Origin of the sequence: Inquilinus ginsengisoli (assembly GCF_031453975.1) — a bacterium.
Lineage (GTDB): Bacteria > Pseudomonadota > Alphaproteobacteria > DSM-16000 > Inquilinaceae > Inquilinus > Inquilinus ginsengisoli_A.
The window spans coordinates 297998-312855 of record NZ_JAVDPW010000002.1 but is presented as its reverse complement, the minus strand read 5'-3'; the positions used below and the strand labels follow the sequence as shown (position 1 = coordinate 312855).

14 protein-coding genes and 1 tRNA gene are annotated in these 14858 nt (G+C 69.8%); 8 read left to right on the top strand and 7 right to left on the bottom strand.

The features are described from left to right. Positions 1–2 precede the first annotated feature (2 nt). From E9232_RS05265 to E9232_RS05255, 3 genes are read right to left on the bottom strand one after another with little or no spacing between them, the layout of a single operon-like run. Positions 3–719: a Bax inhibitor-1/YccA family protein gene (locus E9232_RS05265; protein ID WP_374710594.1), complete on the bottom strand. Its 717-nt coding sequence runs from the start codon at positions 717–719 to the stop codon at positions 3–5. 46 nt (positions 720–765) lie between these two features. After that, positions 766–1521 (bottom strand): anti-sigma factor family protein, encoded by a 756-nt coding sequence (locus E9232_RS05260; RefSeq protein WP_309792554.1) that lies wholly within the window; start codon positions 1519–1521, stop codon positions 766–768. A 5-nt stretch (positions 1522–1526) separates the two neighbouring features. Beyond that, complete coding sequence (locus tag E9232_RS05255; RefSeq protein WP_309792553.1) at positions 1527–2090, bottom strand: sigma-70 family RNA polymerase sigma factor; 564 nt, start codon at positions 2088–2090, stop codon at positions 1527–1529. Between the two features lie 197 nt (positions 2091–2287). Here E9232_RS05255 and E9232_RS05250 point away from each other — a divergent pair, with 197 nt between their 5' ends. The 6 genes from E9232_RS05250 to E9232_RS05225 all read left to right on the top strand — a co-directional run bounded on the left by E9232_RS05250 (position 2288) and on the right by E9232_RS05225 (position 8520). Beyond that, a complete protein-coding gene (locus tag E9232_RS05250; protein ID WP_309792551.1) occupies positions 2288–3856 on the top strand; it encodes a glycosyltransferase family protein in 1569 nt (522 codons plus the stop codon). 150 nt (positions 3857–4006) lie between these two features. Further along, positions 4007–5044, top strand: coding sequence for a rod shape-determining protein (locus E9232_RS05245; RefSeq protein ID WP_309792550.1), 1038 nt, complete (start codon positions 4007–4009; stop codon positions 5042–5044). Between the two features lie 85 nt (positions 5045–5129). Then, positions 5130–5999, top strand: coding sequence for a rod shape-determining protein MreC (gene mreC, locus E9232_RS05240; RefSeq protein ID WP_309792549.1), 870 nt, complete (start codon positions 5130–5132; stop codon positions 5997–5999). Continuing rightward, positions 5996–6514, top strand: coding sequence for a rod shape-determining protein MreD (gene mreD / locus E9232_RS05235; RefSeq protein WP_309792548.1), 519 nt, complete (start codon positions 5996–5998; stop codon positions 6512–6514). Before mreC ends, mreD begins: the two co-directional genes overlap by 4 nt. Before the next feature lie 3 nt (positions 6515–6517). After that, positions 6518–8377, top strand: coding sequence for a penicillin-binding protein 2 (gene mrdA / locus E9232_RS05230; protein ID WP_309792547.1), 1860 nt, complete (start codon positions 6518–6520; stop codon positions 8375–8377). 67 nt (positions 8378–8444) lie between these two features. Then, a tRNA-Lys gene (locus tag E9232_RS05225) sits at positions 8445–8520 on the top strand. A gap of 195 nt (positions 8521–8715) precedes the next feature. Here E9232_RS05225 and E9232_RS05220 read toward each other — a convergent pair. After that, a complete protein-coding gene (locus tag E9232_RS05220; protein WP_309792546.1) occupies positions 8716–9138 on the bottom strand; it encodes a hypothetical protein in 423 nt (140 codons plus the stop codon). 132 nt (positions 9139–9270) lie between these two features. Further along, positions 9271–10239, bottom strand: a complete 969-nt coding sequence (locus E9232_RS05215) for a GlxA family transcriptional regulator (protein ID WP_309792545.1) — start codon at positions 10237–10239, stop codon at positions 9271–9273. A 134-nt stretch (positions 10240–10373) separates the two neighbouring features. On the opposite strand from E9232_RS05215, the gene E9232_RS05210 reads away from it, so the two are divergent. Together E9232_RS05210 and E9232_RS05205 are read left to right on the top strand one after the other, a co-directional pair. Then, the gene (locus E9232_RS05210; protein WP_309792544.1) at positions 10374–11288 is read left to right on the top strand and encodes an alpha/beta fold hydrolase; all 915 of its coding nucleotides are present in this window, start codon (positions 10374–10376) and stop codon (positions 11286–11288) included. Between the two features lie 29 nt (positions 11289–11317). Beyond that, positions 11318–12298: a quinone oxidoreductase family protein gene (locus E9232_RS05205; protein WP_309792543.1), complete on the top strand. Its 981-nt coding sequence runs from the start codon at positions 11318–11320 to the stop codon at positions 12296–12298. Here E9232_RS05205 and E9232_RS05200 read toward each other — a convergent pair. Further along, entirely contained in the window at positions 12288–12800 is a 513-nt protein-coding gene (locus tag E9232_RS05200; RefSeq protein ID WP_309792542.1) for a DUF1643 domain-containing protein, read from the bottom strand. The genes E9232_RS05205 and E9232_RS05200 overlap by 11 nt on opposite strands. Before the next feature lie 99 nt (positions 12801–12899). Continuing rightward, positions 12900–14858, bottom strand: coding sequence for a MacB family efflux pump subunit (locus E9232_RS05195; protein ID WP_309792541.1), 1959 nt, complete (start codon positions 14856–14858; stop codon positions 12900–12902).

Sequence of the window (14858 nt, the reverse complement as noted above, 5' to 3'; positions counted from 1 at the left end):
CCTTACTCCTCCCGGCTGCCGGTCAGGTTCAGCAGCAGCTGGAACATGTTGATGAAGTTCAGGTACAGCGACAGCGCGCCCATCACCGCCATCTTGTTCAGGCTCTCGCTGTCGTAGTGCTCGGCGTATTCCTCCTTGATCCGCTGGGTATCCCAGGCGGTCAGGCCGGTGAAGATCAGCACGCCGGCGACCGAGACGATGAACTGCAGCGCCGTCGAGCCGAGGAAGATGTTGACCACGCTGGCGATGATGATGCCGATCAGGCCCATCATCAGGAACGACCCGAAGCGCGAGAGGTCGGCCTTGGTGGTGTAGCCGTACAGGCTCATCGAGCCGAACATGACCGCGGTGATCATGAAGGTGCGGGCGATGCTGGTCCCGGTGAAGACCAGGAAGATCGACGCCATCGACAGGCCCATCACGCCGCAGAAGGCCCAGAACACCGCCTGCGCCGTGGAAGACGAGATGGCGTGGATGCGGAAGGACAGGAAGAACACGAAGGCCAGCGGCGCCAGCATCACCACCCATTTCAGGGGCGTGGTGAAGATCGGCATGTAGATCGCCGGGCTGCTGCCAACGAAATAGGCGACGACGCCGGTCAGGACCAGGCCGAGGCCCATGTAGTTGAAGACGCGCAGCATGTGCTGGCGCAGCCCGGCATCGAGTTCGGCGGCTGTGGCGCGCGCCGTTCCTTGCCACTGGTACTGTTGCATGTTCATGGCTTGCTCGCTCCTTGAAGCAAAGTCAGTAAGAGGGGAGGCAATCTCAGTAGAGGGTCTCGGCCAGGGTGTTGGCGGCGCCCAGCAGGTCCGCGGCCGGCGCCTCGGCGCACAGCGCGTAGACCGCCGGGCCGACCTGCCAGTAGGCGACGGTGACGTCCTTCGCCCGCTGGGCCTGCGGCTGCTGCACGTCGAAGCCGTCGCTGGCGGCGGCGAACAGCGTCACCAGCCCGAACCGGTCGGTGTCGATGGTTGCCTCGAAGCCGGATCCGCCGTCCCAGGGCACCACCTCGATCGACCGGATCGACCAGCCTGCCGGCAGGTCGGGCAGCGAGATCGGCGCCTCGGCCAGGGCGTCGGCGGGCATGCCGCCCTTGGGCTCCGCCGGGTCGACCAGGTGGCGGTAGAGCACGGTGCGGTAGGCGTCGCCGGCCTCGTCGGCATAGGCCGGGATGGTGGCCGCGGCGGGGTCGATCCGGGTCACGCCCAGGACCGACTGGGCACCCCAGCCCAGCCCGACCAGCAGCACCACGGCCGCGACCCGGCGCAGCCGCACGGTCAGGCGGCGCCAGCGCACGGCGCGGCCCAGCGCCCTCGCGTTCTCGTAGCTGGCGACGCGGACGCCGCCATCCTCGGCGAAGGCCAGGCGCAGCGCGTCGCGCATGCGCAGGTCGGCCATCACCTGCGCCGCCACCGGCGGGTTGGCCTCGAGATAGGCTTCGACCTCGATCCGGCGAGGCAGGTCCAGCTCGCCGTCGATATAGGCCTGGATCTCGGCTTCGGTGAGGGGAGGGTGGGTCATGGGCGTCACTCCACCAGCCGCAGCCGCGGCGAGGCCGGGCCGCCGGGACCGGGTGCGGTGTGGTCGGTTGCGGTCTCGTCAGCGGCCGCTCCGGCGGCCTCGCGCAGCGCCGCCCGGGCGCGGCCCAGGCGCGACATCAGCGTGCCGATCGGGATGTCCAGGATGGTGGCCGCCTCCTGGTAGCGGAACTCCTCCACCGCCACGAGCAGCAGGGCCTCGCGCTGCTCCTCCGGCAGGCCCAGCATCGCCCGCTGCACCTGGGCCAGCTGGACGCGCGAATCCTGCACCGGAGCCCCGCTCTGCGGCGCGAACTGCGTCGCCTGGACGATGCGGGCGTCCTCGGCGCGGCGGCCGCGGAGGCGCGAGACATGGGCGTTGTGCATGATGGCGAACAGCCAGGGGCGCAGCGCCCGGTCCGGCTGCCATTTCCGCCGGCCCTCATAGGCCTTCAGCAGGGTGTCCTGCAGCAGGTCCTCGGCCTCGGCGGCATCGCGCGTCAGGACCAGCGCATAGCGCTTCAGCCCCGGCAGCTCGGCGATGACGTCGAAATCGTCTTTGCGGCGTTTCATGATCAGTATACGCAGCCGATGCCGGTTTTCATCCCACGGCCTCCCGCACAAGCACGTGACCGTTCCGGCGCATGAGGACAAAGTCTCAACAAGATTGTGGTTATGATGCTTTTTGGCAGGTTTTTTCAGACGAAAGCCGCGCTGCCGGTGTTATAGGCAGCGACACTTCATTATTTCTCGCCGCGATTCGGATCGACATGACCGACGACACTGTGGAGCAAAGCCGATCGGTCGACCCGTCTGTGTCCGATCGCTACACGGGTCTCCCCCTCGGCGCCGCCGCAGCCTCGGTCGCTCTGCCCTATCCGTCCCGGCCGGGACTCCTCGATCGCTGGCCCGGCTGGGCCATCGGACTCGCCGCGCTGATCGTCTTCGGCGTGCTGTTGCGGGTCGCCCTCGGCCTGGCCTTCCCGCGCATTCCTCATGCCGACGAGCTGTTCCAATACTACGAGCAGGCGCACCGTCTGGCCTTCGGCCAGGGCATGGTGCCCTGGGAGTATCGCGAGGGCATCCGCTCCTGGCTGCTGCCGGGCATGCTTGCCGGGCTGATGAAGGCGGTGTCGTGGGTCAGCGACGACCCGGCCGCCTATCTCGGAGTGTCGAAGACGCTGTGGTCGGCGCTGTCGCTGAGCATCCCGGTCACCGCCTTCCTGTGGGCCCGGCGCGCCTCGGGGCTGACGGCGGGGCTGACGGCCGCCTTCATCACCACGGTGTGGTTCGAGCTGATCTACTACGCGCCGACCGCGCTGACCGAATCGATCGCCACCAGCCTGCTGCTGATCGGTTGCTGGCTGGCCTGGACCGCCGAGACGGTCGACCGCCGGCGCCTGATCGCCGCCGGACTGCTGTTTGGGCTGGTCTTCGTCTTCCGCTTCCACCTGCTGCCGGCGATCCTGACCGCCGCCGTCGTCGCCAGCCGGGGCGACTGGCGCGGCCGGCTGCGGCCGATGCTGCTGGCAGGGCTGGCGCCGATCCTGCTGTGCAACGGGCTGCTCGACTGGGCGACGCTGGGCTGGCCGTTCCAGTCGGTGCTGAAGAACTTCTGGATCAACATCGTCGAGGAGAAGAGCCGCAGCTTCGGCGTCATGCCGTGGGGCTTCTACTTCGAGGAATACGCCCGGGTCTGGTCATGGTGGCTGCTGCCGATGGGGGCGCTGATCCTGATGGGGGTGCGCGGCCAGCCGATGCTGGTCGCCGTACCGGTCGCCATCATCCTGTCGCACAGCTTCGTCGCCCATAAGGAATACCGCTTCGTCCTGCCGGCGCTGCCCTTCCTGCTGATCCTCGCGGCGCTGGGCACCGAGCGGCTGGCCCGGCGCCTGGGTGAACTGTTCCCGGGGCCGCGCTGGGCGGCGCTCGGGGTGCTGTGCGCCGCCTGGGTGCTGGCCTCGGGCCTGCTGTCGGTCAGCGACCGCTGGCGGCCGGAATGGTTCCAGGTCGCCCCCGGCATCGCCACCACCACGGCGCTGCACGACCGCGAGGCGCTGTGCGGCCTGGGCCTGTTGACGCCATGGTGGGACCTGCCCGGCTACACCACCCTGCATCGCGACGTGCCGGTGTTCTGGTTCGGTGACGACACCCGCCGGCTGTGGCGCTCCGCCCGGACCTTCAACTACGTCATGGCCCGTCCCGAGCAGATGCCGCCGAACACCGGGTACCGGCTGGAAAGTTGCCCCAGCGAGATCTGCCTCTACCGCCGTCCGGGGCAGTGCTCGCCGCCCGCCGACATCACCGTCAGCGGCTCGATGGCCGAGCGCGGAATGTGATATCGGGCGACCCGTCCGACGGCCTACTCTCCGCTTGAGACTCGGACCGTGCTGGTCTAAAGCAACGCGTCGGCGGGATCGGCCCGTCGTCTCCGCCTCTCGCTCTGGAGCCTCCCAGCCGAGTCTTGGCTGACAGGAAGTCACGGCCGCATGTTCAATTTCTTCGGGTTCCTTTCGGCCGATATGGCCATCGACCTCGGCACGGCGAACACGCTCGTCTACGTCAAGGGACGGGGCATCGTCCTGAACGAACCGTCGGTCGTGGCGATCGCCAATATCCGGGGCAAGAAACAGGTTTTGGCGGTCGGCGACGAGGCCAAGCAGATGCTGGGCCGCACGCCCGGCAACATCACCGCCATCCGGCCGCTGCGCGACGGCGTCATCGCCGATTTCGAGGTGGCGGAGGAGATGATCAAGCATTTCATCCGCAAGGTGCACAACCGGCGCAGCTTCGCGGCGCCGGAGGTGATCATCTGCGTGCCCTCGGGGTCGACCGCGGTCGAGCGCCGCGCCATCCAGGAATCGGCCGAGAGCGCCGGCGCCCGCCGGGTCTACCTGATCGAGGAGCCGATGGCGGCGGCGATCGGTGCCGGGCTGCCGGTGACCGAGCCGACCGGCAGCATGGTGGTCGACATTGGTGGCGGCACCACAGAGGTCGCGGTGCTGTCGCTCGGCGGCATCGTCTATTCGCGCTCGGTCCGGGTCGGCGGCGACAAGATGGATGAGGCGATCATCGCGTACATCCGCCGCAACCATAACCTGCTGATTGGCGAAGGCTCGTCCGAACGGATCAAGAAGGAGATCGGCTCCGCCGCCCCGCCGGAGGATGGCGAGGGCCGCTACATGGAGATCAAGGGCCGCGACCTGCTGAACGGCGTGCCCAAGGAACTGCTGATCTCCGAACGCCAGATCGCCGAGAGCCTGGCCGAGCCGGTCAGCCAGATCGTCGAGGCGGTCAAGGTGGCGCTGGAGCACACCGCGCCGGAACTGGCGGCCGACATCGTCGACAAGGGCATCGTCCTGACCGGCGGCGGCTCGCTGCTCGGCAATCTCGACCTGGTGCTGCGCCACGCCACCGGCCTGCCGGTCTCGATCGCCGACGACCCGCTGACCTGCGTCGCGCTCGGCACCGGCCGCGCTCTCGAAGAGATGAAGACTCTGAAGCACGTGCTGATCAACATGTATTGATCGGCTACGGCATTGGGGTGATAACGAAAAGGGCGGTTCTCCGCCCTCTGGGAATCCGGTCTTCGACGGACGGGACATGCGGGTGATGCAACGGAGCAGACCGGCGGTACGCATCGCGGCGCTGAGGGCCGTGGCGCACCGATTCTCCTTCGGCCTGCTGCTGTTCGCCGCCGTCAGCCTGCTGATGGTCGGCAAGATCGACGCGGTGCTGGTCGACGGCGTCCGCGCCCGCGTGGTCGATGCCGTGGCCCCGATCCTCGACGCCATGTCCCGCCCGGCGGCCAGCGTGGCGCAGCTGGTGTCGGAGTTCCAGTCGCTGTCCGACATCCGCAGCGAGAACGCCCGGCTGAAGCAGGAGCTGGTGGCGCTGCAGCAGTACCAGGACGTCGCCTTCCGGCTCGAAGCCGAGAACCTGACCCTGCGCAACCTGCTGAACTACACCCCGGATTCGGCCCATTCCTTCCTCAGCGCCCGGGTCGTCGCCGACAATGGCGGCGCCTTCGTGCGCAGCCTGACCATCAATCTCGGCTACGACAACGGCGTGCGCGACGGCCAGGCGGTGCTGGGCGGCCGCGGCCTGATCGGCCGCATCGTGCAGACCGGCGAGCACTCCGCCCGGGTGCTGCTGATCACCGACCTCAACGCCCGCATCCCGGTGCTGGTGGAGCGGACGCAGCAGCGCGCCATCATCGGCGGCGACAACACCGACCGGCCGCGGCTCTTGTACCTGCCGCCCGACGCCTCGATCCGGGTCGGCGACCGCATCGTGACTTCGGGCAGCGGCGGCATGTTCCCGGCCGGCCTGCCGATCGGCATCGTCGCCGCCGCCCAGGACAGCATCATCCGGGTCCAGCCGATCGAGCCGCTCGAGGCGGTCAACTACGTCAAGATCGTCGACTTCCACGCGCTCGATCCCGGGATGGCGATGCAGCCGGCCCCGGGGTTCGCGCAATGACCGGCGACCTCCTCCACAAGCTCGACCTCGCCGCCCGCCACGCCGCCCCCGGTGCGGTGACGATGATCCTGGTGCTGGTCGGGGTGACGCCGACGCATCTGCCCTATTACAGCGCGATCGCGCCGATGCTGCCGCTGGCCTCGATCTACTACTGGGGCGTCCACCGGCCCGACCTGATGCCGATGTGGCTGATCTTCACCATCGGGCTGCTGCACGACGTGCTGACCGATTCGCCGATCGGGCTGCATGCCGCGATCCTGCTGCTGTGCCAATGGGTGCTGCTGCGCCAGCGCCGCTTCCTGGTGGGGCGGCCCTTCGTGGTGCTGTGGGGGGGCTATGCCGCCGTCGCCGTCGGCGTCAGCCTGGTCGAATGGATCGGCACCGGCCTCTACGACCTCGCGGTGGCGCCGGCCCGTCCGGTGCTGGTCCGGACCGTGCTGACCATCGCGCTGTTTCCGCCGCTGGCCTGGCTGTTCATCCAGGTGCATCGCGGCTTCCTGCGCGCAGGGGATTAGGCGATGGATCGCGACGCCGATCGCTCCCGCGGGTTCACCCGCCGCGCCATCGCCCTCGGCGGGCTGAAGCTCGGCCTGCTGGGCGTGCTCGGCGGGCGCCTGTACTACCTGCAGGTCAACCAGAGCGACCGCTACAAGGTGCTGGCGGAATCCAACCGCATCAATATGCGGCTGATCGCGCCGTCACGCGGCCTGATCACCGACCGGTTCGGCACCCCGCTCGCCGTCAATGACCAGAATTTCCGCGTCGTGATGGTGCCGGAGGAGGCGAAGGACCTCCAGGCCGTGCTCGGCCGGCTGAAGCAGAGCGTGCCGCTGACCGACGCCGACTTCGTCCGCATCACCCGCGACGTCAAGCGCCGCCGCGCCTTCGTGCCGGTGACGGTGAAGGAGAATCTGAGCTGGGAGCAGGTCTCCTGGATCGACGTCAACGGGCCGGAGCTGCCCGGCCTGTCGATCGAGGTCGGCGAGTCCCGCCGCTACACTTACGGGGTCGAGACCGCGCACATCATCGGCTATGTCGGCGCCGTGGCCGAGGCGGACCTGACGGGCGAGCCGGTGCTCGGCCTGCCGGGCTTCCGGGTCGGTAAGTCGGGGATCGAGCGGCAGTATGAGGGCGACCTGCGCGGCGCCGCCGGGTCGAGCCAGGTCGAGGTCAACGCCGTCGGCCGGGTGATCCGCGAGCTGAACCGCGAGGAGGGCAAGCCGGGCCAGGAGGTGCGGCTGACGCTCGACCTCGACCTCCAGCGCTATGTGCTGGAACGGCTGAAGACCGAATTCAGCGCCGCCGCCGTGATCATGGACGTGCACAATGGCGACGTGCTGGCCATGGCCTCGCACCCGTCCTACGACGCCAACCTGTTCCCCAACGGCATCAACTCGACCGATTGGCGGCGGCTGGTCGAAGACCCCTACGGCATCCTCAGCAACAAGGTGGTCAACGGCCAGTACCCGCCGGGGTCCACCTTCAAGATCGCGGTGGCCACCGCGGCGCTGGAGGCCGGGGTGACCAGCCCCGACCAGCGGGTCAACTGCCCCGGCTATGTCGATCTCGGCGACCACCGCTTCCATTGCTGGAAGCGCGGCGGCCACGGCGGCATGACCGTGGTCGATGCGCTGGCCCAGTCCTGCGACGTCTATTTCTACGAGATGGCCCGTCGGCTGGGGATCGACCGGCTGGCCGAGGGCGCCCGCAAGTTCGGCATCGGCGAGAGGCTCGGCATCGACCTGCCGAACGAACGCCCCGGGCTGATGCCGGACAAGGCGTGGAAGGAAGGGGCCATGGGCACCTCCTGGCAGCAGGGCGAAACGCTGATCGCCGGCATCGGCCAGGGCTATGTGCTGGCGACGCCGCTGCAACTCGCCACCATGACCGCCCGGCTGGTGAATGGCGGCAAGGCGGTGGTGCCGCGGCTGACCGTGGGGATCGGCGCCAACGCCACGCCGGAGGCGCCGGACTTCCCGTCGATGGGCTTCGCCAAAGGCCATATCGACACGGTGATCGACGGCACGGTGGCGGTGATGAGCCGCGGCACCGGCAAGCGGTCGCAGATCAAGCAGAAGGGCATGGAGATGGGCGGCAAGAGCGGCACCAGCCAGGTCCGCCGCATCACCATGGCCGAGCGCGCCGCCGGCGCCACCGGCGACGACTGGCCCTGGGCCCAGCGCCACCACGCCTGGTTCGTCGCCTACGCTCCCCTGGGCGCGCCGCGCTACGCCTGCTCGGTGCTGGTCGAACATGGCGGCGGCGGCAGCGAATACGCGGCGCCGATCGCCCGCGACATCCTGCAGGAATGCCAGAAGCGGGAGTCCGGACGGCGGCTGGTTTCGGGCACGCCGGGCGAGGCCGACGACAAAGGCTGAGCTTTCGTGAAGAAAGGGTTGCAACCCGGCCGGGCGGCAGCTATATCACCGGCCGTCCCAAGCAAGCGGGCGCATAGCTCAGTTGGTAGAGCAGCTGACTCTTAATCAGCGGGTCGTAGGTTCGAGCCCTACTGCGCCCACCAGCTTGCGGAACATGACCGGGGCCCCACAGATTGTGGGGCCTTCGTCGTTTCAGGGTCTCGTGCCGCCGCGGATGATCCGCAGCGGCATCCGCGGATGCGGTCGATCTCCTCCAGGGTCAGCGCCCGGACCGCGATCGGGCTGGCATGAAGCAGATCTCCGTGACTCCCAGTCTGGGATCGGCGTCCGCTGATGGTTCAGCCGGGGCGCCGCTGCAGGGCCGCCTCGATGCGCTGCAGACGGCTCAGCGCGGAGGCCAGGGTGGCGCAGAGCAGCCACAGGATCAGGCCCGACAGGACCGCGGCGACGGCGATGGTCCAGGCCTGGACCACCAGATGTCGGCGCAGCCCCGGCCCGTCGCCGATCATGTCGGCGAGGGCCGTGATCCGGGCGTCCGGCATCGCCAGCATGTCGGCGGGCCGGTCGGGGATCAGGGCGGCGAACTGGCCGAGCATGTCGGCCGTGCCCAGCAGCCGGGCGGCGAAGACGTAGCCGACCAGCGCCCCCGCGATGAACAGCATGGCCCCGATGGCGTGCAGGGCGACGGCCAGGCCGGGCATGCGCACCTCGGCGGGGTCGCGGCTGGTCAGCGGGCGCCGGTCCTTGGACGCTTGAAGCATCGATCCCCCCGATCGGCCCGCCGCAGGGGATGGCGGGCCAGCGACAGCCCCCGGCCGTCAGTCGGAGTGTAAGGTGCGCCGCCCGTCCGCGCATTCGGGTTTTGAGGGGGCTGGCCCGCCGGCGTCGCGGGGTCAGGCGCCCTGGCGCCGGTATTCGCCGGGCGACAGGCCGGTGGTGCGGGAGAACAGGCGGCTGAAGGACGCCGGGTCCTGGTAGCCGACGCGGTAGCAGATCTCGGCGACGCCGAGCTTGGTTCCCTCCAGCAGGTCCTTGGCCGCCTCCAACCGCCGGTCCTGGATCCATTTCCCCGGTGTGGTCTGCAGCTCCTCGACGAAGCGGCGCGACAGCGTCCGGGGCGACAGCCCGAGCCGGGCGGCGAGGAAACCGAGGTCGAGCGTCGGCAAATTCCCCTCGGCCAAGGCGGCCAGCCGGTCCCGGAACGGCTGCTCGCCCGTATGCGGGATGTCCTCGAGCGGGAACTCATAGGGGCTCTGGAACTGACGTGACGGCGGCAGCACCAGCAGCTTGCGCACGATCCGCTCCTCCTTGACGAAGCCGAGGTCCTTGAGCAGGGCCTTGGCCAGCTCCAGCCCCGAGAAGCCGCCGCCGCAGGTGTAGACCCGGCCCTGCCGCACCAGCAGCCGGGACGGGTCCCAGCGCACCTTGGGGAAGCGCCGCAGCGCGTCGGTCTTCAGCCACCAGGAGATGGTGGCGCGCCGGCCGTCCAGCAGGCCGGCATCGGCCAGGAAATAGCCGGCGCCGCAATGGGCGGCAATGATCGCGCCCTGCTGCCGCGCCTGGGCGATCACGGGCTGGGCGTCCGGGCTCTCCGCCGCCAGCGCGCGCAGCAGCGCCGGCACCTCCAGCCCGGGCATCGCCAGCAGCACCAGCACGTCGATCGGCTTCGAGGGGGCGGCCACCGTGGCGAAGGAGATGCCGGAGGTGGCGGTCGCGGTTGGTGCACGGGCCACGAATTCGACCGAGAACACCGGCGCCCGCCGGATGCTGTTCACCAGCTCCAGCATCTCGACCAGCGTCGCCGCGACCGCGGAATAGAAGGTCGAAGGCAGCCAGATCACGACATGGATCGATTTCGGCATCCCAACCCGCTGTCCCGTCTTCGCGTGAGTGGCAAGTTTAGCATGGAGATTGTCAGATCTGCCAATTCAGAGATGTCTTCGGCCGTCCTAGGGTCTCGGCATCCGGCTCCGGCCATCCCCCTGTCGAGGTTCGCATGACCAAATTCGCCCTTGCCGCCGTCGCCCTGACCCTGGCCGCCGCAGCGCCGGCCGCCGCCGAGCCGCCGGGGCTGCCGGCCGGGTTCGAGAGCCGGATGATCGCCGTCCCGGGCGCCGAGATCTTCGTGCAGTCCGGCGGGGCCGGCGATCCGGTGGTGCTGCTGCACGGCCATCCCGAAAGCGGCGACATGTGGGGGCCGCTGGCCGCTGTGCTGGCCCGGGACCACACCGTCATCGTGCCCGACCTCCGCGGCCTCGGCCGGTCCTCGCGCCCGCCGGACGGCTATGACGCCCGGACCCAGGCCGGGGATATCCGTGCGGTGGTCCAGGCACTCGGCTTCGACCGCGCCGTCCTGGTCGGCCACGACCTCGGCGGCATCGTCGCCTATGCCTATGCCGTGCGGTATCCGGATGCGGTGAGCCGACTGGTGTTCATGGAGGCGCCGGTGCCCGGCGTCGATCCCTGGGACGAGGTGCTGGCGATCCCGGCCCTGTGGCACTGGAACTTCGGCGGGCCCGACGCCGAGCGCCTGGTGGCGGGCCGCGAGCGCATCTACTTCGACCATTTCTGGAACGCCTTCGCAGCCGACCCGGCGAAGATCGGCGACGACACCCGCGACCATTACGCCGCGCAATACGCGGCCCCGGGCGGCATGCGCGCCGCCTTCGCCCAGTTTGCCGCCTTCGGCGAGGACGCCCGCGACAACGCAATGGCGGGGCAGGGGACGCTCGCCATGCCGGTGCTGGCGGTCGGCGGGGAGAAGGCCTTCGGCGCCTATCCCGCCGCCTTCATGCGCAGCGTCGCCAGCGATGTGAAGGCGGTGGTGCTGCCGGGCACCGGCCACTGGCTGATGGAGGAGGCCCCCGACGCAACCGTCGCGCTGGTGCGCGGCTTCATCGACGGCGAATGACCACCCCCGTCCCGTCAGCGGAGAAGACCATGAAGGCGATCGTGTTCGACGAGATCGGGCCGCCGAAGCAGGTGCTGTTTCTGGCCGATGTGCCCATGCCGGCGATCGGCGACGGCGAGGCGCTGGTGCGGATGGTGTCGGCCTCGATCAATCCCGGGGACTTCCTGTTCATCCAGAACCTCTATCCCGAGCCGAAGAAGCCGCGCTTCCCGCGCCAGATCGCAGGCAACCACGGCGCCGGCATCATCGAGGCGGCAGGGTGCGACGTGGCGCTGGCGCCCGGCACCCTGGTGGCATTCAGCCATGAGAAGGTCTGGGCGGAGTATGCGGCGGTGCCCGCGGAATGGCTGATCCCGCTGCCGCCGGACTATCCGGCCGAGCGGGCCAGCCAGCTGATGAACCCGATCACCGCCTGGGACCTGGTGACGGAATCGGGCGTCCGGCCCGGCGATTGGCTGGCGGTCACGGCCGGCTATTCGACCATCTCGACCCTGGCGCTGCAATTCGCCCGGCGGCGCGGCGCGAACGTCATCGCCGTGGTCCGGCGCATCCATCCGGAACTGGACCTGCGGGACCTCGGTGCGGCCGCGGTGATCGACCTGTCGGAACCGGCCCTGGATCTCGAGGCGCGGGTGAGGGCGATCACCGGCGGGGCCGGGCTGCATGGCGTGATCGACAATGTCGGCGGCCCGGCGACCGGCGCGCTGATCCGCAGCCTCGCCTTCGGCGGCCAGGTGGTGGTCAATGGCGGCATGAGTGCGGAGCGGTTCGAGCTGCACAATTTCGACCTGCTGCTCAAGGGCGCGGCGATCAGGGCCAGCGTCTACCGCTACTTCTTCTCGCCGCCGGTCGCTGACGACGCGGCGATCCTGCGCGAGGTGGTGGAGGTCTTCGGCCGGCCCGACTTCCTGGTCCCGCTCGGCGGCGTCCACCCGCTCGACGATGTCCGGCAGGCCATTGCCGAAAGCTGGGACCGTCCCGATCGCGGCAAGCGCCTGTTCAGGATGTAGCCGGCACCGGTGCCGGCTGGGTGGCGTAGCCGACATAGAGCGGATGCTTGGGCGACCCGTCGGCGGTGATGGCGAGGGCATGGGGCACCACCCCGGCCTCCGTCAGCATCCGCAGCAGCGACCGGCCCCAGCCGGGGCGTACGGCCTCGCAATGCCGGCCCCAACCGCAGACCACCAGCGCCGCGGCCCGCGCGGCCTCCACGATCGCCTCCGGGTTGCCGGGGCCGACCGGGTCGGGCTCGGCATAGAGCGCCTTGGGGTCGGTCGAGCGCAGGGCGAAGGCGTTGGTGACGATCAGCCCGCCATAGCCCATGGCCCGGGCCCGGCGTTCGCAGCGTTCGACCGTCGGGTCGTTCTTGATCTCGTCGGCGGTGGACGGGTTCAGCAGCAGGAAGTTGGCCGGTGCGACCGACGGGTCCCAGCGCCGCCACAGCAGCGTCCGGTAGCGGCCGCAACCGCTGAACACGGCGCCACGGTCGATGAACAGGTCGGGCTCGGCCATGACTCTCTCCGGTCGGGGTCGGCCGTTCTTAGCCCAGCCATCCGGTGCCGTCCTGCCTTAATCGTCGGGCCCGAGGGCGCGTTGCGCACCGGCCGAGGCCTAGTCGCGCGCCAGCGCCACCACCGGGTCGAGGCGCGACGCGTTGCGGGCCGGCCAGTAGCCGAACACGACGCCGATCAGGCTGGAGCACAGGAAGGCGGCGACGATCGAGGCGGGGGAGTAGATCAGCCCGATGATCGGGACGACGGCACTGACCAGCGCCCCCAGGCCCAGCGCGAGGCCGATGCCCAGCACGCCGCCGATCAGGCACACCAGAACCGCCTCGATCAGGAACTGCTGCAGGATGTCCCCTTGCCGGGCACCCACCGCCATGCGCACGCCGATCTCGGACACCCGCTCCGACACCGACACCAGCATGATGTTCATCACCCCGATGCCGCCGACCATCAGCGAGATCACCGCGATGCCGGCGATCAGCAGCGACAGCAGCTGGGTGGCGCCGCTGATGGTCCGGCGGATGTCGTCGGTGTTGAGGATGAAGAAGTCCTTGGACCCGTGCCGCTGGGTCAGGAACCGGGTCACCGCCGCCTCCGCCAGGTCCGTGCTCACGTCGTCGGCGACGCGGACGGTGATGCTGCGCAGCGAGGTGTTGCCCATGAAGCGGGCCTGGACCGTGGTGTAGGGCAGGTACAGCGACAGGTTCTGGCTGCCGCCGAAGCCGCCTTGCTGGGTCTCGACCACGCCGACCACCCGGCAGGGCACCTTGCCCACCAGCAGGATCTGGCCGATCGGGTCCTCGCCGGGGTCCGGGAACATCGTCCGGGCCGTCTCCTCGTCGATCACCACGTCCTGCGACAGCGACCGCGCGCCGTCGGGATCGAACAGCCGGCCGCGCAGCAGCTTGGTGCCGCGGACCGTGAAGTACTGGGCGCCGACGCCGTTGACCAGGGCGGTGGATTCCCGTGCGCCGTAGCGCACGGTGCTGCTGGTCGACACCGTCGGGGTGACGCCGGCGACATAGGGCTGGCGCGCCAGCTGGTCGGCATCGGCCACCACCAGCGTCGTCACCTTGGCCGACCGGACGTCGCCGAAATCCTTGCCGGCGAAGACCTCCAGCGTGTTGGTGCCAAGGTTGGAGATCTCGGCCAGCACCCGCTGTTGGGTGCCCTGGCCCAGCGCCACCATGCAGACCACCGAGGCGATGCCGATGATGATGCCCAGCATGGTCAGCACGGTGCGCAGGCGGTGGGCGTTCATCGCCAGCAGCGCCATGCGGAAGGCCTCGCGCAGCCGGTTCAGGAAGGCCCGCCACGGGCGCATCGGTGCGCCCTGCGCCCGCAGCCGGGGCGCTGCTGCGGCGGTGCCCTCGGCCGGGGTCCGGCTGTCGGAAACGATGGCGCCGTCGCTGATCTCGATGATGCGCTGCGCCCGGCTGGCCACCGCCATGTCATGGGTGACGATGATCACCGTCCGCCCCTCGGCCTGCAGCTCGGCCAGGATGCGCAGCACCTCCTCGCCGCTGTGCCGGTCCAGGGCGCCGGTCGGCTCGTCGGCCAGCACCACGTCGGCGCCGTTCATCAGCGCCCGGGCGATCGACACGCGCTGCTGCTGCCCGCCCGACAGCTGGCCCGGCCGGTGGCCGATGCGGTCCGCCATGCCCAGCCGGCCCAGCAGCGCGGCCGCCCGGGTGTGGCGCTCCCCCACGCGATAGCCGGCATAGACCGCGGGAATCTCGACATTGCCCAGCGCCGTCAGTTCGCCCAGCAGGTGGTAGCGCTGGAAGATGAAGCCGAAATGCTCGCGCCGCAGCGCGGCCAGCTCGTCGGGCTCCAGCGCCGCGGTCTCCCGCCCGCGGACGCGGTAGCTGCCGGCGGTGGGCCGGTCGAGGCAGCCGAGGATGTTCATCAGGGTGGATTTGCCGGAACCCGAGGCGCCGACGATCGCCACCATCTCACCCGCCTCGATGGTCAGGTCAATGTCGCGCAGCGCCGCGATCGTGCCGTCGCCCGACGGGAACTCACGCCACAGGCCGCGGAGGACGATCAGCGGTTCGGCCAT